A 16111-nucleotide genomic window follows, 5' to 3' on the forward strand; every position below is an offset into this window, starting at 1 on the left:
CTGCGGGAGACGACTGTCGGGCGAAATCATCGGGGGGTTCGGGCGGACTCCCCCCGGCCGAACCAGTCGAGACAGACCACGAGCGCGTCGTCGTCCGCCACGGGTGTGCCGCGGTGACCGGAGAGCTCCCTGAGCACCGCGCCGGGGACGTCGGCGGCGGGCAGCAGCCGCGTGGCGTTGATCGCACGGGCCAGCGCGCGCTCGCCGTACTCCTCCCCGCCGGGCGTGGCGACGGAGTACACCCCGTCGCTGACGAAGACGAGCCGGTCCCCGGGTTCGATCGTCACCTCCTGGGCGGTGTACTGCGTCTCCTCGAACATGCCCAGCGGCAGCTGTGCGTCCAGGGCGATGGAGGAGACGTTCCCCTCGCGCAGCAGCAGCATCCGCGGGGAGCCCGCGTCGACGATCCGCAGCTGCCCCGTCGCCAGGTCCAGGTCCAGCAGCAGCACCGACAGGTGCTGGGACCCGCCGTACTGGGCGTGGAGGGCCTGGTCGGCCAGGGCCGCCTGGTCGGCGATGGAGACGCCGGCCCGCCGGGCGTTGCGCAGCGCGTTGATCCCGAGATTGGTCAGCAGGGCGGCCTCGATGCCCTCGCCCATGCCGTTGGTGACGTACAGCATCAGACGGTCGGCGTCGGCGGACCAGTCGAAGTTGTCGCCGAAGATCGCGTAGGCGGGTTCGAGCTGGCCGCCGAGCGCGTACTCCGCGGTGATGGACGAGCGGGCCGGCAGCAGTTGCCACTGCATCTCCGCCGCCAGGGTCAGCCGGCTGGCGCGACGCGCCCGGACGTACAGGTCGGTGTCGCGCTCCGCGACGACCAGCTCGTGCGCCAGGACCCCCGCCAGCTCGGTCAGTTCGGTCAGGGCCTCCTCGGCGTGCGCGGCGGACGGCAGCGTCAGACGCAGCACGCCCAGCCGGTCACCGCGCACGGTGACGGGCAGATGCGCGCGCACCCGGTCGTCACCGCACTTCTCCAGGTACGGTTCCTGCGCTCCGAACGCCCGGCCGGTCGCACCGGCGTGCGTCGGCAGGGGTTCCGGCGGGTCGGGACGCGTGGAGACCGGTCGCAGCGCGGTGAGCGAGTAGTCGGCCAGGTACAGTTCGACCTCCCGCGCGGACCAGGCGTCGCCGCCCAGTGCGTCGCGCAGAGCGTCCAGCAGGCGGTGCGGAGCAGCGGAGCGAAGTGCCCGTTCGGCTGCCACGAATCTGTTCACGATGTCGGATACGCCATTCTTTCCAGAGCTGACAGTGTTCGAGATGCCTGGAAGAGTGGGCCCGTGACTTCCTCCTCCAACCCGCGGCCGGACGAGGTGGCTCGTGTGACCTCCGAGGCGGCCGAGCTGCTGGAGGTCCTCTGGGGGCGCGCCTCGACGGCTCCGGTGTCCGCCTCCCAGCTCCGCATGCTCTTCATCCTGGAGCACAACGACGGCATCAACCTGCGGATGCTCGCCGACGCGCTCGGTTCCACTCCACCCTCCACCAGCCGCCTCTGCGACCGCCTGGAAGCGGTGGGCTTCGTCGAGCGCCATGCCAGTACGGCGAGCAGGCGCGAACTGTGTCTGCGGCTGAGCCGGCGCGGACAGACCTTCCTGGTGGACCTGCGCGATCGTCGCGAACGGGCCCTGCGGTCCGTGCTGGAGCAGATGCCCGCCACGAAGCGGACCGCGCTGCGGGAGGGGCTGGAGGCGTTCTGCGCGACCGCGGCGGCGGAGATCCACGTGTCGGACGCCGACGACGCCCGGAGCGCCTGACCGCCGCCGACCTGGTCCGACAGCATCATCCCAACCCTTCCCACACTCTTGGCCCGGCTCACTCTGTTGCCTTCCGGCCATAGTTGTCAAACGACAACTGTTGGCCATGGCTACGCCTTGACGCACCGACGGAAAAGGCCGAACGCCACGGTCCGTCGGTGCGTCGACGCGACGCCAACGGCTATTCCTCCGCCGGGCGTTCGTCCGGAAGCGAGGCGACCTGCCCGGAGTCCACGGCGGCCAGCGCCTCGTCCACACTGTCCACCGTGGCGACGGTGAGACTGACGCCGGTGAGGTCGAGTATGCGCCGCACCGCCGCCGTCGGGGCGATGACATAGACACCGCCCGGGATCCGCCGCACCTCCTGGTAGGTCCGCAGGATGATGTTCATGCCCGACGAGTCCATGAAGGGGACGGCCGACACGTCCAGCAGGAAATGCCGTCGGCCGTGGCGCAGCTGGTTCGCCAGATGGTGTTGCAGCTCGGTCGCCGTGTCGATGTCCAGTTCCCCCTCGATCGTGAGCAGCACGGCGTCGTCCCGGGGCAGATCGACCTTGATCGACAGCGGGTTGTGGGCAACGGACACGAGAGCCTCCAAGGCGCTACCGATCGGGACTGGTGCCCCGATGCACGGAATTCGACGCATCGCCCGGCGATGCGCCCGTGCGCATACCCGCGAATCGTCCGGACACACCGGCCCGATCAGGCGACACCGGGTTCCAGCAGCCCCGTGCGCAGCCGCTTGATGATCCGGCTGATCAGCCGGGACACGTGCATCTGCGACACCCCCAGCTGCTCGGCGATCTGCGACTGGGTCCACTCCTCCACGAACCGCAGATGGATGATGCGCCGCTCCCGGTCGTCGAGCTGGGCGATCAGCGGCGCCAGCGAGTGGAAGTCCTCGACGAGCTGCAGCGAGGGGTCCTCCTCGCCGATGAGGTCACCGAGCACGGCGTCGCCGTCCTCGCCGCCGTCGGAGGTGAGGGCCGCGTCGAGCGAGGAGGTGTTGTAGCCGTTGGACGCCTTGCGCGCCTCGATGACCTCCTCCTCCGACAGCGACATCAGCTCGGACAGCTCACGCGTCGTCGGCATCCGGCCCAGCCGGGACTGCAGCTCGTCCGTCGCGCGGGCCAGCTCCACCCGCGCCTCCTGCAGCCGCCGCGGCACATGTACCGCCCAGCTCGTGTCGCGGAAGAACCGCTTGATCTCGCCGACGATGTACGGCACGGCGAACGTGGTGAACTCCACCTCCCGGGACAGCTCGAACCGGTCGATGGCCTTGATCAGCCCGATCGTCCCCACCTGGACGATGTCTTCCAGGGAGTCCTCACGCCCGCGGAAGCGCGAGGCCGCGTACCGCACGAGCGACAGGTTCATCTCGATCAGCGTGTTGCGCACGTACTGGTACGTGTGCGTGCCCTCTTCCAGCACGGCCAGGCGGTCGAAGAACTGCCGCGACATCGCCCGTGCGTCCTTGGGCCTGACCTGCGACGGGTCCTCGATCAGCGGGAGGTCCACTTCATCCGTCATGACCCTCCCCCGTGCCGTGGCCGTAGTACGTGCCGTCACGGCTGCCATGCTGTCCACCCCTCTCGCCCAGAGCCTCGTTGCCATCCCACGCTTGCCCCGGAACCGGCGAGTCAGTCCCCCTGGAACGCGAAAGGGGCCATGTCACTCACCACTCTGGCCGGAAGTCGCCGCCGGCTTCGCGAGCACCCCGCGCCGGGGCCAGCGACTGAGTCACCGCGAATGCGCAGACGGTTGTTTGCCTACGGAATCGGGGGGCAATCGGAGTCCCACGCCTCCGGATCGGAGGTGGTCGGCGGGAGCGGAGCGTCCGCGCGAGGACATGGTCGCCCTCCACCGTTTCCTGCCGCAAGTCCCTGAAAGCGTCGTTCAGGAGCGATTTCCCATGCTGGTCAATGTGTCCGCGAACGGTCCCGGTACCTCCGTACGCCCCGGTACACCCGATAGGAGGACGCACGACGACGCCCCCGACACCGCCACCGCCTTCGCCCGGCTCGCCGCGATGGACCCGGGGCCCGAACGCGACCAGGTCCGCGACGAACTCGTCCGTGCCTGGCTGCCCATGGCGCACCGCATCGCGAGCCGCTTCCGCAACCGCGGCGAGTCGCTGGAGGATCTGCGGCAGGTCGCCGCGATGGGACTGGTCAAGGCGGTGGACCGCTTCGAGCCGGAGCGGGGGGCGTTCGAGAGCTACGCCGTACCCACCATCACCGGCGAGATAAAGAGGCACTTCCGCGACCGGATGTGGACGCTGCGCGTCCCCCGGCGGGTCCAGGACCTCCGCAACAAGGTGCGGGTGGCGCGCCGTGAACTCAGCCAGACCTCCGGCGGCTCCGCCGAGCCCTCGGTCGCCGACATCGCCGCCCTCGCCGGGCTCACGGAGGAGGAGGTCAACGCCGGGATGGAGGCGCTCGACAGCTTCAGCGCCCTGTCGCTGGACGCCGAGATGTCCTCCGGGGACGACGGCTACAACCTCGCCGACACGCTCGGCGCACCCGACGCCGCCTACGACGTGGTGGTGGACCGCGAGGCGGTGAAGCAGGGGCTGCGCAGCCTGCCCGAGCGTGAGCGCGCCATCCTCTACATGCGCTTCTTCGAGGACATGACCCAGAACCGGATCGCCGACCGCCTGGGCATCTCCCAGATGCATGTCTCCCGCCTCATCAGCCGCAGCTGCGCCCGCGTCCGCGAGGAGGCCCTCGGCCGCACCTCGCCCCCTTCCTGACCCTCCACCGCCTCACCCCTTGCCCTCTGCCGTCACCGGACCACCAGGAGCGAAACAGATGCTGATGCCCCACCCCGCGACCCTGCGCAGGCTCGTCGAGGAGTACGAGTCACTCGCGGCCCACGAGGGTGAGCAGAGCGATCCCCAGACCACCCGGCGCGCGCAGGACCTGGCGTACACGCTGTGCGTGTCCACGGGCACCCGTGACATACGCCAGGCCCTGGAAGCGGCACGGGGCCAGCTCGCCGCTGCGCAGGCCACCGCGACCGCCGAGCTGTGCGGGAAGCGTGTGATCCTCTCCTCGGAGGCCGACAGCCATGCTTCGCGCGCCAGTGGGTATGCGACGCTTCATGAGCACTGACCGGCCGAGTCCTCCCGGGTCGCCGACCCGGCACGTCCCGTGACGCCGACGGAACGCCACCGCCTCGCGGACCACGACACCCCACCCGCGTGGGAGGGGGCCGCCCGGCCGGCCCGGCCGCCGCTCGCGATTACCACCGCGGCGGCGGCCCGCCGCCGTGTGCGCACGCTCGTGGGGGAGCGATGGCGGTCCCCGGCCGGGCCGGCGGCCGAGGAGGCCGTGATCGATCTCCTGCTCGTCGTGTCCGAACTCGTCACGAACGCGATCCGGCACGGCGGCGGCCTCGCCGCCTTCGACGTCGGCCTCACGCCGACGGGTGTGCGGCTGAGCGTGCGCGACCACAGCGCCGCCGTGCCCGTGGATCGCCACGGACCCGGCGCGCTTCCGCATGCCCACGAGGGCAACGGATACGGATGGCCGCTGATCAACCGGCTGTCCCGCGAGGTCCGCCTCGTGCACCATGCGGCCGGCGGCAAGACGATCAGCGTGCTGGTGCCGCTGACCTGACGCGGCACCTCGGCACCCCTCTGCCCCTTCCGCCGCCTCACCAGGGCAGGAACACGTGCACGTCCTTGCCGTGCTCGTGCACCACCACGCTCACCTCGTCGCACAGCGTGTGGATCAGATACCAGCCGATCCCGCCGCCGCCCTTGCTGGGGCTGAAGGGACGCGGCTCCGGTGACGTCGTGCTCGTGTCCCCCAGCGTCACATGGACCCCGTCGATGGTGCGGCGCAGCGTCAGCTCGAAGCGCCCCGGGGCGTACTGGACCGCGTTGGCGGCCAGCTCCGTGACCACCAGCAGGATGTCGTCCCAGTGCTCGACCGCCGCAGGCGGCGAGGTGCGGGCGAGGACACCGAGGAAACCCTCGGCGGCCGAGCGCGCCCCTGTCACGTCGCCCAGTTCTCCGTCGAAGGCGGCGTGACCGTCGTAGATCTCCTCGGCAGGCAGTTTGTCGTCCCTACGTGGCTCTGTTGCCAACTTGTGTTCCCCCGCTCGGGTTCCTGAGGCGGACGCGATGTCGTGTCCCCCTCCGACGCTCGTGTTTCCCGTGAGCGGAGCTGCTACGCGTGCGAAAGCGTAGGGATGTGTGGGGCCTTGGGGAAGAGAGTGCCTCTCCGGTGCCCCTGATCGACGTCGGCGCACTACAGCGCATCCGGCTCACCGTCCAGGGCCGGGGTCCGGAAGACCAGCAGCGCCACATCGTCGTCGTTGTCGACGGGACGGGCACGCTCCAGCAGCAGGTCGCAGAAGACGTGCAGGGGCCGGTGGGCGAGCGCGGCGGCGTGCTGCCGCAGCCGGGCCATGCCCCGGTCCAGCATCTGCCCCGGCGACTCGATCAGACCGTCCGTGTACAGCACGAGCGTGGACAGCGGCGGCAGGGGGGTGAGGGTGTCCGAGCGCGCCCGCGTCAGGCCGGTGCCGAGCAGATGGTCGTGCTCCTCGTCCAGGAACCGGGACCGGCCGTCATGCGTGATCAGCAGCGGCGGCGGATGCCCGGCGTTGGTCCACCGCAGGGTCCACCCCTGGTCGCCCCGCTCCACCCGGCCGAAGATCAGAGTGGCCATGGATGCCTCGGCCACGTTCACCACGGCCTGGTCCAGCCGCTCCACGATGGCGCTCGGCGGCTCCTGCAGGGCCCAGGCGTAGGCCCGGAGCATGTTGCGGACCTGCGCCATCCCCGCCGCCGCGTCGATGTTGTGCCCGACGACGTCGCCGATCGCCACCGCCGTGGCACCGTCGGACAGCGAGAACACGTCGTACCAGTCGCCGCCGACCTGCGAGGACTCCGACGCCGACTCGTAGCGCGCGGCCATCCGCAGACCCGGCACCTCCGGCATCTGGGGCAGCAGATGGCGCTGCATGGTCTCCGCTATGTGCCGCTGGCGCTGGTACAGACGCGCGTTCTCCAGCGCCAGCCCGGCCCGGCGGGCGATGTCCTCCAGCAGGGACAGCTCGGAGTCGGTGAAGGTGCCCGGCCGGTCGCTGAGACCGAGGGTGAGGGCGCCGAGCACCGCGCGCGGCCCACGGATGGGTGCGATCGCCGCGGAGCGCAGACCGGTGGCCCGGAACAGGTTCTGCTGGGCGACCGCGATCCCCGAATCGGGCGGCCCCTGATAGGTCTCCGGCCCGGCCAGGGTCGACGCCGCCCCGCGCAGGGCCCGGGACAGCGGCATGAGCGACTCCTCGTGCACCGGCGGCAGCGGGCCCTCCAGTTCCTCGCGCCGCACCACGGCACCGTTGTGGTGGGTCGCCACCGTGGTCCGCCAGACGTCGTCGCTCTCGGTGATCAGGTCCACCACGGCCCAGTCCGCCAGTCGCGGCACGACCAGCCGGACCAGGCGTGCGACGGCCTCGTCGGCGTCCAGAGTGGAGGTCAGCCGGGTCGTCGTCTCGGCGAGCAGGGCCAGCCGGTCCAGCTGCGACAGCGTCGTCGACCCGGTGGGCCGGAACACCTCGTTCCCCGCGGCGCTCTCGTAGAAGAGGACGGCGGCGCCCGTCGTGCCGTCGTCCAGTCCACACGGGGTCACCAGCCAGGTCACCGACAGCAGGGTCCCGTCGCCGCACGCGAACCACTCGCGGTCCCCGCCGCCCGTACGGCCGCTGAGGAACACCTGCATCATCGTGCACGACGACCGGGGCATCGCCTGCCCGAGGTGGTCGCGGTGCAGCAGGTCGTGGGCGTCGCGGCCGACGAGTTCGCCGGCCGGCCGGCCGAGCAGTTCAGCCGCGCGGGCGTTCACCGAGGAGATGACGCCGTTCTCCCGCACCAGGTACATGCCCGCGTGCCGGAGATCGGGCAGCCCGGCGGGCGGCCGGACGGCTGGGCCGGGCGGCGGCCGATCCAGGTCATCCGGACTCCACGCGCTCATGGTCGGGCTCCTCCTGCTCCGGTCGCGGACGAGACCGCGGCCCGCACGGCGGACCTCTCCGCCCTACGTGCCTCACGCAGTACCCCGGTCGACGGCCCCCTACGCGCCCGGGGCCGCGACGGTGGCCCGGAGCCTGTCCCGGGGAGGCAGCGGGGCCGCCGGACTCACCGCTGGGTGTGCCGTACGCACGCCGAGACGACCTCGCGCAGGCTCCCGGTCCGCTCCATCACCTCGCGCTGCACCCGGGCCCCGTTGCCGCGCCCCATCAGCTCCGCGACCGACGCGCGGACGAGCTCGGCGTCACCGTGGTCGGCGAGGGCCTCCTCCACGTGGTCGAGCAGCGCGTGGATCACCTCGGCGGCGGGCCGGGGCCGCATCGTCGCCGGGTCCAGGAGGGTCTCCGACATCCCGGAGCGGGCGGCCCGCCAGGCGGCCAGCCGCACCAGCCCCGTACTGTGCGGGAGCGGTTCCAGACCGGCCCGCCACTCCCGGGCGGCGGTCTCCACGAGCCCACGGGCGAGCGCCGCGATCAGGACCGCGGTGTCGGGGTGCAGACAGACGTCCGCGACCCGGATCTCGACGGTCGGATAGCGCTGGGACAGCCGTGCGTCGAAGTAGATCATCCCCTGGTCGCGTACGACCTCCGTGGAGATCAGATCCGCGACGCACTGGTGGTACCGCTCCGCCGAACCGAAGACGTCGGCCGGCCCGGCCATCGGCCACATGTCCCACACCTGCGTGCGGTAGCTGGCGTACCTGCTGTCGTGGCCCTGCCAGAACGGCGAGTTCGCGCTCAGGGCCGTCAGGACCGACAGCCACGGCCGCATGCGGTCCAGGACGGCGACGCCCTCCTCGTCGGACTCGACGGACACATGGACGTGGCAGCCGCAGACCAGCTGCACCTGGGTGGGCAGGCCGAACTCGCGGGCCATCCAGAGGTACCGGCTGTTCATGGTGATCGTCGGGCTCACCGGCAGCGGCGACGTGGCCAGTGCCACGACCGCGCTGCCGAGCCCCTCCGCGTGGCGCGCCGCGTCCTTGCGGCAGCGGACGATCTCGGCCCCCAGGTCGGCCATCGAGGACTGCGGATGGGTGGCGAACTCCAGTTGCTCGTCGTGCAGCTCCTTCTCGAACACGTCCTGGCCGGTGCCCTCCTGCGCGGCCCGCGCAAGCACCGCCGCGGCCTGTGCCCGCGGCTCGCCGGTCTCGGGATCGACCAGCAGGAGTTCCTCTTCCACTCCGACGGTACGCACGTCATCTGGCCCTTTCGCGCTAGGTGGTGACAGCCGTGTGCCCTAGGACGACGCCAGGACACCTCACCGGCCGAAGCACGGGCCGGATCCGTGTGCGCGGCGACGGTCCCGGGTACCCGGGCGGAGCTTCGGGCGCCGCGCCCGGCAGGCGCGGCGCCCTGTCCGCCACGACAGGAGGAGGAGAACGTGACCAGCAGCACCGAGACCGGCCGGGTGACCGGTACCGCCGACAAGGACTACAACCTGATCTGGTACGTCGAGGCCTGTCTGAACAACGCGCTGCGCCTGGAGACGTACATCGAGGACGCGGAGCGGGAGAAGGACACCGAGGTGGCCGAGCTGTTCCGCAAGGCACAGGCCGACAGCCGCAAGGGTGCCGACCTCGGCAAGCAGCTCCTGCACCGCCGCCTGAGCGACTGACGGCACCACCCGGGCCGTCAGCGGTTCGGGAGAACGTCGGACACTCCGTTCCCGGCATGCGCCATTGTGGGCACGGCCCGCGCCGTCGCGCGAACCGGCCGGAGCAGTGGTGCCCGGGGACGGGGCCTCCGCAGGCAGGGCAGAACTGGTCGTGCGGGCCGGGGCGGGCTGCCGTTGTGCGGGCGGGCGCGACCGACTGCTCCCGGACGGTTGCCGGGAGGGTGAGGTGCCGCGCAGGATGCTGCGATGACCTCGCCTGCCGCAGTACGCCCGTACCGCCCCGGGGACCATGACGACCTCCACGAGATCTGCGTCCGCACCGCCCACAACGGCGGCGACAGCAGGCCCTTCCACACCGACCCGGGTGTCTTCCCGGCGGCCTTCGCCACGCCGTACGCCCACCTGGAGCCGGAACTGGCCTTCGTCCTGGACGACGGGCGCGGACGGGCCGTCGGCTACATTCTCGGCACGGCGGACACCGCCGCCTTCGTCGACGCCTTCCGCGCGCGATGGCTGCCGCGGGTCGCGGAGCGCTTCCCGGCACCCCTCGGCCCTCCGGCCACCCCCGACGAGGAGATCGCCGGGCTCCTGCACCGTCCCGAACGCATGCTCCTGCCCGAACTCGCCCCGTACCCGGCCCACTTGCACATCGACCTCCTTCCCGCCTGGCAGGGCCGGGGGTACGGCCGGGTCCTGATGCGCACCTTCCTGCGGGCCCTGCACACCGGGGGGACAGCGGCCGTCCACCTCTGCATGGCCACCGCCAACACCCCGGCCCGTGCCTTCTACGACCGTCTGGGCTTTCATGAGATACCGGTCCCGGACCCCGGCCCGGTGACCTACCTGGGGCGCGCCACGCGGGAGAACGGCGAGCCGCCGGCCGTGACGGCCTTCTGACCGCGGCCGGACGCAGCGCACCGGACGGCGGTCAGGACATGGCTGGGATCGACCTGCCAGACCGCTCCGACGTGCTCGAAGCCCGCCTCGCGCAACAGCGCCGCATGGCCGGACAGGGTCAGATCGTTGCCCTCGCACCGGGGGCGCCCGCCCTCGGCTCCGAGGGCGAGGAAGGGGGCCAGCTCCGGGTCGGTGGCCGCGCCCGCCCACCAGGTGTCCCAGTCCTCGGTGAGGGAGGCGGAGCTCCGGGCGGCCCGGCGGCGGCCGGGGTCGATCGCGAGTTCGGACACCTTCGCCGAGTCCGGACTGATGTGGTCGCCGTTGACCCAGGATGCCGCCGGGGCGCAGCAGACCGGCCAGCTCCCCGTAGACCCGCCGTAGGGTGTCCGCGCCCAGGTAGTGCAGGGCGGTGGTCGACACCACCGCGTCCGCGGGGCGGGCCGGGCCGAGTGCGTCGAGCCAGCCGGGCGAGCCGATCAGGGTCCTGACGTACCGCAGGGCGGTGCCGTAGTGGGCGCTGCCGAGTTCCAGCAGGAGCGGGTCCGCGTCCACGGCGAGCACGGTGACGGTCGAGAACCGAACGGAAGCGCCGTGCGTTGTCGGCGATCCGGTCCGGCAGGAGGACGTTCAGCGGGGAGCCGAGGGCGTCCACCAGGGTGTGCAGCAGCGGTGCCGAGTCGAGGAGGGCCGCGGTGCGCGGCTCCAGCCGGGGTTCCAGCTACAACGGGTCGTCGTCGCTCATCCCAGATGTTCCTCCCCACCGAGGAAGACGTACCGGTGTCGGCAAACGGCCATAACGACCGTATCCCGGCCGACCATGGTCGTGCGGGTGCGGGTGCGGGTGCGGGTGCGGGTGCGGGTGGCCGTCGCCAGCTCACCTGCTTCGACCATCGCGACGGACCCTCCTCGCCTCGGGCCGGGCCGCGATTCGCGCGCGACCTCCGGGTCCGAACCTACGAGCCCGGCCGCCCGTGCCCCTGGGACCGTGGGGGACACTTCGGCGCCCCCGGTGGTACCGCGGTACCACTCGGAGGTCCGCCCCGGGCCGCCGGTGGCCCCGCACCGGCCCCCGTGCCGCCGCGACGTGAGGTTCAGCGTCGGTGCCCGCGCGCCCTCCGGCGTGCGCCCAGCAGTACCCGCGCCGTGCCCACCGGCGACGGGGACGCCGCACCACGCAGCAACCCCGCACCCCGCGCGAACGCCGCGTCCGCCGTCAGCAACTCGATGTCGACGACAGCCCGCACCACCACCGCGCCGGGGCCCGTGGTGAGGACGGGCAGTTTCGCGGCCGCCCGCAGGCAGACGCGGGACGCCTCGATCTGATCCTCCACCAACTCCCGTACGGCGTCGGGCTCCCGGCCCTCGGCGAGGTCCTCCGCCGTGACCGAGAAGCGTTTCAGCGTCTCTGCCGGGATGCCCAGGCGTCCTTCCGGCAGGTCCTCGGCCAGGTCGTTGACGAAGTCCAGCCGCTGACTGCCGTCGATGAGTGTCCGGCAGGCCGCGCGGAACCCCCCGTCGTCGTCCTCCGGGCCCAGCAGCGACGCGACCAGCATGAAAGCGGGCAGCGAGTAGGCATCCAGATAGTCCTGGTAGTCGGCCTCGGTGGCGAAGCCACTGAACTCCAACTCGGCGGCGGCGGTGGCCAGGTACTCCTCGACGGCCACGCGCAGCCGCGGATACGCCGTCGCGGTGTGCAGCAGGGCGCGGACCAGCGGATCGTCGCTCCGCCCCGTGTCCAGCCCTTCGCGCACCTTCGCCTCCCACGACGCCCAGGCCGAGACCCGCTGGGGCCTCGGACCCGTGTCCAGCAGGTCGTCCCCGTGGTGCATCACCGCCGTCGCCGTCACGACATGGGGCAACATCGGCCGCGGCAACAGCAGTCGGGCCGCGAGATACGAGGTGCGCCGGGAACGCGCCACGAGGGCCCGCTGCCGGTCGTAGTCCCTCCGTAGCCGCGGCTCCCGCACACCCGCGGCGTCCAGGCTCTGGCTCCAGGCGCTCATGCGTCGATCGTAGAGGGGTACACCGGGCGACGTCCGATGCCCCGGGACCTGCCCCTTCGGCTCTTGCGCCGGAGCGGACGCGGCGCGGCCGCGGCCGTCCGCGCGTGCGAGGATGTCGGGCGCGAGACCCGGCGGGGACAGGTACACGACACATCGGAGATGGGACGCATTGATCGGGACCGTGTTCCGCAGCGAGGACGTGCCTGCGGAGGACAGATTCGACCACTGGCGGGAACTGCTCGGCGCGACACGTACGAGCGAGGCGATCAGCTCGCACTCCGCCGATTTCTGGGCGCAGTTGCGGCTGATGGAGCTGGGGCCGGTGATCGTGTGGCCGGCGTCCTTCCTGCCGACGCGCTACCGGCGCAACCAGCGGATGGTGCGCCAGTCCGACCCCGAGCTGTACCACCTGACGCTGCTGCTCGACGGCGGCCTCGCCCTCGACCACGCCGACCGGTGCGACACGTTCGGCCCGCGTGACCTGCACCTGGTCGACAGCTCGCGGCCCTACGACGTCCGCTCGGCGGACGGCCGGGGGACCGGGGTCGTCCGGGGGGTGGGCGTCGACTTCCCCAAGGCGCTGTTCCCGCTGCCGCCGCACCAGGTCCGCCAGTTGCTGGGGCGCGCGCTGTCGGGCCGCGAGGGCCTGGGCGCGCTGCTGGCGGACTTCCTCACCGGTCTGGAGCGGCAGGCCGATCTCCTGCAGCCGTCCGACGCGCCACGGCTGGGCACGGTCGTGCTCGATCTGCTGTCGGCCTGGTTCGCCCACGCGCTGGAGGCCGAGGCCGCCCTGTCGCCGGAGACGCGACTGCGTGCGCTGACGCAGCGCATCCAGGCGTTCATCCGGCAGAACCTGCACGATCCGGAACTGACACCACCGGTCATCGCCGCCGCGCACCACATCTCGCTCAGCTATCTCCACCGCGTCTTCCAGCAGCAGACCGGCGGCGAGACCGTGGCCGCCTGGATCCGGGCCCGGCGCCTGGAGGGCGCGCGCCGCGATCTGGCGGACCCCTCCCTGCGTGTCACGCCGATCCATGTCATCGCCGCCCGCTGGGGCATGCCCCGTGCCTCCGACTTCACCCGCGCCTTCCGCACCGCCCACGGACTCGCACCCCGCGAGTTCCGGCTGCAAGCGCTGAGCGAACGGAGCCGTGGGTCCGGAGGCTAGGTTGGGCCCATGTACGCGACGAGGGTCTCCCGACATGTGAACGCCGCCCGTGCGGATGTCTACCGGGCGCTGCTGGACCCGGACGCGATCGCGCGCTGGCGGGTCCCGGACGGGATGAGCGGCGAGGTGCACGAGTTCGACGCCCGTGAGGGGGGCAGGTTCCGTGTCTCCCTCACCTACGACGCGCCGACCGGTACAGGCAAGTCGTCGTCCCGCACCGACACCTACCACGGCCACTTCGCGCGGCTCGTCCCCGACGAGGAGGTGGTCGAGGTCCTCCGGTTCGAGACGGACGACCCCGCGCTGGGCGGCACGATGACGATGACCACCCGGCTCACCGACGCGGACGGCGGTACCGACGTCCTCGTGGTGCACGAAGGGATCCCCGATGCCGTGCCGGCCGCCGACAACGAGACGGGCACACGTATGGCCCTGGCGAACCTGGCCCGGCTGGTCGAGCGCTGAGACCCCCTCAGGCGGACGACTGGTCGCCCGCCGCACCCTGAGCCGACCGTCCCGCCTCACGAGGCGCGGCGGGTTCCGCTGCCCCCGTACGGTCGTCGCCCGCGGGCGACGGTGCGGTGAGGCGCTCGGCGGCGGGCGGACGCGGGGCGCGGCGCCGGAGGAACCAGGCGGCGGCCGGCTCGGTGTAGCGCGCGGTGAGCGGGCCGAGGACGACCAGGATGAGGACGTAGGCGGTGGCCAGCGGGCCCAGCGAGGGCTCGATGCCGGCGGTGACGGCGAGGCCGGCGATGACGATGGAGAACTCCCCGCGGGCGACCAGCGTGCCGCCCGCCCGCCAGCGGCCCTTCGTCCCCACACCCGCCCGCTTCGCCGCCCAGTGACCGGTGGCGATCTTCGTTGCCGCGGTGACGACGGCCAGCGCCAGCGCGGGCAGGAGCACCGGCGGGATGCTGGCGGGGTCGGTGTGCAGGCCGAAGAAGACGAAGAACACGGCCGCGAACAGGTCCCGCAGCGGCGCGAGCAGGCCGTGCGCGCCCTCGGCGACCTCACCGGAGAGCGCGATGCCGACGAGGAACGCGCCGACGGCCGCGGACACCTGCAGCTGCTGGGCGACTCCGGCGACCAGCAGCGTCAGACCGAGCACGACGAGCAGCAGCTTCTCGGGGTCGTCGCTGGAGACGAGGCGGGAGATGTGCCGGCCGTAGCGGACGGCGACGAGGAGGACGAGCCCGGCGACCGAGAGGGCGATCGCCAGCGTGACACTGCCGGCGGCCAGGCTCGTGCCGGCCACCAGCGCGGAGAGGATCGGCAGGTAGACGGCCATGGAGAGGTCTTCCAGGACCAGGATGCTGAGGATGACCGGGGTCTCACGGTTGCCGAGACGTCCGAGGTCGCCGAGCACCTTGGCGATGACGCCGGAGGAGGAGATCCAGGTGACGCCGGCGAGGACGACGGCGGCGACGGGCCCCCAGCCGAGGAGGAGGGCCATGGCGGCCCCGGGGAGGGCGTTGAGGCATGCGTCGACGAGCCCGGCGGGGTACTGGGTCTTGAGGTTGGAGACGAGGTCGCTGGCGGTGTACTCCAGGCCGAGCATGAGCAGCAGCAGGATCACGCCGATCTCGGCGCCGATCGCGACGAACTCCTCACTGGTCCCCAGCGGCAGCAGCCCGCCCTCGCCGAAGGCCAGCCCGGCCAGCAGGTACAGCGGTATGGGGGAGAACCGCAGACGTCCGGCGAGACGGCCCAGCAGCCCGAGCCCGAGGATGATCGCGCCGAACTCGATCAGGAAGACGGCGGAGGAGTGCGCGCCCGACTCCGTCTGTGTGGCGAGGTGCACGACAGGCTGGGCGGGGAGGTGTGCGGTGAGGTGCATGGGGCCGGTTCACTCCCGCCCGAGTATCGCGGCGGCCGTCTCCACACCCTCGCGGGTGCCGATCACGATGAGCGTGTCCCCGCCCGCGAGCCGGAAGTCCGGGGTGGGGGAGGGGACCGCCTGCGCCCGGCGCAGCACGGCCACGATGGAGGCGCCCGTCTCGGTCCGCATCCGGGTGTCGCCGAGAACCCGTCCGTTCCAGTAGGACGTCGACGCCAGCTCGATCCGCTCCGCCACCAGCCCCAGGTCGGTCGTGGACAGCAGGTTGGGGCTGTGGTGACCGGGCGCGAGCGCGTCCATCAGGAGGGCGGTCTCCGGTTCGGTGAGGTGCAGGGCCTGGGCGCAGGCGTCCGGGTCGTCGGCCCGGTAGACGTTCACCGTCCGGGTGCCGTCGCGGTGCGCGATCACCGACAGATGCCGGTGCTCCCGGGTGGTCAGGTCGTACTGGACACCGATCCCCGGCAAGGGTGTGGTGCTCATCCGGCCGGCAGGCACAACCCCTCCCCCTTCTCGTAGAACTCCATGACAGCGGTACCGCGTCCGCCCCGCACCGAACGGGTCGACGGGCGTGACGAGGGCTCATGGTGCCATCCGCGAGGAGGCAGGGCATATGGGGGTCGGCACGGTCATCAGCGTCAAGACCGTCGAACGGCACCGGGCCAACCTGCTCCACGAACTGGGCCTGCGCGACCGCCTCGACCTCATCCGTCACGCCATCCGACGGGCCCGACCGAACCCTGATCCAGGGCAGGGGAACGGCGCGGTGGTTCCCCTCAGACGGGGGTAGTGGATGAG

The 16111-nt window shown here is 72.0% G+C and carries 20 protein-coding genes and 1 pseudogene; 9 read left to right on the plus strand and 12 right to left on the minus strand.

The features are described 5' to 3' along the window. Positions 1-26 precede the first annotated feature (26 nt). Entirely contained in the window at positions 27-1214 is a 1188-nt protein-coding gene (locus ACZ6BB_RS28825) for a PP2C family protein-serine/threonine phosphatase (protein WP_471618058.1), read from the minus strand. Positions 1215-1319: 105 nt separating this feature from the next. Between ACZ6BB_RS28825 and ACZ6BB_RS28830 the strand changes: the two genes are divergently transcribed. Continuing rightward, entirely contained in the window at positions 1320-1751 is a 432-nt protein-coding gene (locus tag ACZ6BB_RS28830; protein ID WP_471618059.1) for a MarR family winged helix-turn-helix transcriptional regulator, read from the plus strand. A gap of 181 nt (positions 1752-1932) precedes the next feature. On the opposite strand, the gene ACZ6BB_RS28835 is transcribed toward ACZ6BB_RS28830, so the two are convergent. Further along, entirely contained in the window at positions 1933-2337 is a 405-nt protein-coding gene (locus ACZ6BB_RS28835) for an STAS domain-containing protein (RefSeq protein WP_013005977.1), read from the minus strand. A gap of 116 nt (positions 2338-2453) precedes the next feature. Next, positions 2454-3281 carry an RNA polymerase sigma factor SigF gene (locus ACZ6BB_RS28840; RefSeq protein WP_471618060.1) on the minus strand — a complete coding sequence of 276 codons (828 nt, stop codon included), beginning with the start codon at positions 3279-3281 and terminating at the stop codon, positions 2454-2456. 382 nt (positions 3282-3663) lie between these two features. Here ACZ6BB_RS28840 and ACZ6BB_RS28845 point away from each other — a divergent pair, with 382 nt between their 5' ends. From ACZ6BB_RS28845 to ACZ6BB_RS28855, 3 genes are read left to right on the plus strand one after another with little or no spacing between them, the layout of a single operon-like run. Next, positions 3664-4503 carry an RNA polymerase sigma factor SigF gene (locus ACZ6BB_RS28845; RefSeq protein ID WP_471618061.1) on the plus strand — a complete coding sequence of 280 codons (840 nt, stop codon included), beginning with the start codon at positions 3664-3666 and terminating at the stop codon, positions 4501-4503. Positions 4504-4561: 58 nt separating this feature from the next. After that, complete coding sequence (locus ACZ6BB_RS28850) at positions 4562-4864, plus strand: DUF5133 domain-containing protein (protein WP_471618062.1); 303 nt, start codon at positions 4562-4564, stop codon at positions 4862-4864. A gap of 39 nt (positions 4865-4903) precedes the next feature. Further along, the gene (locus ACZ6BB_RS28855; RefSeq protein ID WP_471618063.1) at positions 4904-5371 is read left to right on the plus strand and encodes an ATP-binding protein; all 468 of its coding nucleotides are present in this window, start codon (positions 4904-4906) and stop codon (positions 5369-5371) included. Positions 5372-5408: 37 nt separating this feature from the next. Here ACZ6BB_RS28855 and ACZ6BB_RS28860 read toward each other — a convergent pair whose 3' ends face one another. The 3 genes from ACZ6BB_RS28860 to ACZ6BB_RS28870 all read right to left on the minus strand — a co-directional run bounded on the left by ACZ6BB_RS28860 (position 5409) and on the right by ACZ6BB_RS28870 (position 8988). After that, positions 5409-5843 carry an ATP-binding protein gene (locus ACZ6BB_RS28860; protein ID WP_471618064.1) on the minus strand — a complete coding sequence of 145 codons (435 nt, stop codon included), beginning with the start codon at positions 5841-5843 and terminating at the stop codon, positions 5409-5411. A gap of 164 nt (positions 5844-6007) precedes the next feature. Continuing rightward, the gene (locus ACZ6BB_RS28865) at positions 6008-7735 is read right to left on the minus strand and encodes a SpoIIE family protein phosphatase (RefSeq protein WP_471618065.1); all 1728 of its coding nucleotides are present in this window, start codon (positions 7733-7735) and stop codon (positions 6008-6010) included. A gap of 164 nt (positions 7736-7899) precedes the next feature. Continuing rightward, positions 7900-8988 carry a glutamate--cysteine ligase 2 gene (locus ACZ6BB_RS28870; protein ID WP_471618066.1) on the minus strand — a complete coding sequence of 363 codons (1089 nt, stop codon included), beginning with the start codon at positions 8986-8988 and terminating at the stop codon, positions 7900-7902. A gap of 186 nt (positions 8989-9174) precedes the next feature. Here ACZ6BB_RS28870 and ACZ6BB_RS28875 point away from each other — a divergent pair, with 186 nt between their 5' ends. Continuing rightward, positions 9175-9408: a hypothetical protein gene (locus ACZ6BB_RS28875; RefSeq protein ID WP_471618067.1), complete on the plus strand. Its 234-nt coding sequence runs from the start codon at positions 9175-9177 to the stop codon at positions 9406-9408. A 246-nt stretch (positions 9409-9654) separates the two neighbouring features. Next, positions 9655-10305, plus strand: coding sequence for a GNAT family N-acetyltransferase (locus tag ACZ6BB_RS28880; RefSeq protein WP_471618068.1), 651 nt, complete (start codon positions 9655-9657; stop codon positions 10303-10305). Here the strand turns inward: ACZ6BB_RS28880 and ACZ6BB_RS28885 are convergent. The 4 genes and pseudogenes from ACZ6BB_RS28885 to ACZ6BB_RS28900 all read right to left on the minus strand — a co-directional run bounded on the left by ACZ6BB_RS28885 (position 10248) and on the right by ACZ6BB_RS28900 (position 12308). After that, on the minus strand, positions 10248-10595 hold the full coding sequence (locus tag ACZ6BB_RS28885; protein WP_471618069.1) for a hypothetical protein: 348 nt from the start codon (positions 10593-10595) through the stop codon (positions 10248-10250). The genes ACZ6BB_RS28880 and ACZ6BB_RS28885 overlap by 58 nt on opposite strands. 269 nt (positions 10596-10864) lie before the next feature. Next, positions 10865-11023: pseudogene (locus ACZ6BB_RS28890) on the minus strand (Y4yA family PLP-dependent enzyme); the annotation flags it as partial. A 20-nt stretch (positions 11024-11043) separates the two neighbouring features. Continuing rightward, positions 11044-11196, minus strand: coding sequence for a hypothetical protein (locus tag ACZ6BB_RS28895; protein ID WP_471618070.1), 153 nt, complete (start codon positions 11194-11196; stop codon positions 11044-11046). Positions 11197-11396: 200 nt separating this feature from the next. Beyond that, positions 11397-12308 carry a squalene/phytoene synthase family protein gene (locus ACZ6BB_RS28900; protein WP_471618071.1) on the minus strand — a complete coding sequence of 304 codons (912 nt, stop codon included), beginning with the start codon at positions 12306-12308 and terminating at the stop codon, positions 11397-11399. 169 nt (positions 12309-12477) lie between these two features. Here ACZ6BB_RS28900 and ACZ6BB_RS28905 point away from each other — a divergent pair, with 169 nt between their 5' ends. Then, entirely contained in the window at positions 12478-13479 is a 1002-nt protein-coding gene (locus ACZ6BB_RS28905; RefSeq protein WP_471618072.1) for an AraC family transcriptional regulator, read from the plus strand. Positions 13480-13488: 9 nt separating this feature from the next. Further along, a complete protein-coding gene (locus ACZ6BB_RS28910; RefSeq protein ID WP_471618073.1) occupies positions 13489-13944 on the plus strand; it encodes an SRPBCC family protein in 456 nt (151 codons plus the stop codon). A 7-nt stretch (positions 13945-13951) separates the two neighbouring features. On the opposite strand, the gene ACZ6BB_RS28915 is transcribed toward ACZ6BB_RS28910, so the two are convergent. Both ACZ6BB_RS28915 and ACZ6BB_RS28920 read right to left on the minus strand, forming a co-directional pair. Next, on the minus strand, positions 13952-15316 hold the full coding sequence (locus tag ACZ6BB_RS28915) for a cation:proton antiporter (protein WP_471618074.1): 1365 nt from the start codon (positions 15314-15316) through the stop codon (positions 13952-13954). Positions 15317-15325: 9 nt separating this feature from the next. Then, on the minus strand, positions 15326-15796 hold the full coding sequence (locus ACZ6BB_RS28920) for a cation:proton antiporter regulatory subunit (protein ID WP_471618075.1): 471 nt from the start codon (positions 15794-15796) through the stop codon (positions 15326-15328). Positions 15797-15926: 130 nt separating this feature from the next. Between ACZ6BB_RS28920 and ACZ6BB_RS28925 the strand changes: the two genes are divergently transcribed. After that, positions 15927-16103, plus strand: a complete 177-nt coding sequence (locus tag ACZ6BB_RS28925; RefSeq protein WP_471618122.1) for a hypothetical protein — start codon at positions 15927-15929, stop codon at positions 16101-16103. The last annotated feature ends 8 nt before the right edge of the window (positions 16104-16111 follow it).

Source organism: Streptomyces sp. NPDC041108, from assembly GCF_055592645.1.

Bases quoted from the DNA above. Each gene is read 5' to 3' on its own strand.
- ACZ6BB_RS28850 (WP_471618062.1), top strand. From the start codon at position 4,562: ATGCTGATGCCCCACCCCGCGACCCTGCGCAGGCTCGTCGAGGAGTAC.
- ACZ6BB_RS28845 (WP_471618061.1), top strand. From the start codon at position 3,664: ATGCTGGTCAATGTGTCCGCGAACGGTCCCGGTACCTCCGTACGCCCC.
- ACZ6BB_RS28910 (WP_471618073.1), top strand. From the start codon at position 13,489: ATGTACGCGACGAGGGTCTCCCGACATGTGAACGCCGCCCGTGCGGAT.
- ACZ6BB_RS28840 (WP_471618060.1), bottom strand. From the start codon at position 3,281: ATGACGGATGAAGTGGACCTCCCGCTGATCGAGGACCCGTCGCAGGTC.
- ACZ6BB_RS28915 (WP_471618074.1), bottom strand. From the start codon at position 15,316: ATGCACCTCACCGCACACCTCCCCGCCCAGCCTGTCGTGCACCTCGCC.
- ACZ6BB_RS28900 (WP_471618071.1), bottom strand. From the start codon at position 12,308: ATGAGCGCCTGGAGCCAGAGCCTGGACGCCGCGGGTGTGCGGGAGCCG.
- ACZ6BB_RS28865 (WP_471618065.1), bottom strand. From the start codon at position 7,735: ATGAGCGCGTGGAGTCCGGATGACCTGGATCGGCCGCCGCCCGGCCCA.
- ACZ6BB_RS28880 (WP_471618068.1), top strand. From the start codon at position 9,655: ATGACCTCGCCTGCCGCAGTACGCCCGTACCGCCCCGGGGACCATGAC.
- ACZ6BB_RS28895 (WP_471618070.1), bottom strand. From the start codon at position 11,196: ATGGTCGAAGCAGGTGAGCTGGCGACGGCCACCCGCACCCGCACCCGC.
- ACZ6BB_RS28920 (WP_471618075.1), bottom strand. From the start codon at position 15,796: ATGAGCACCACACCCTTGCCGGGGATCGGTGTCCAGTACGACCTGACC.
- ACZ6BB_RS28925 (WP_471618122.1), top strand. From the start codon at position 15,927: ATGGGGGTCGGCACGGTCATCAGCGTCAAGACCGTCGAACGGCACCGG.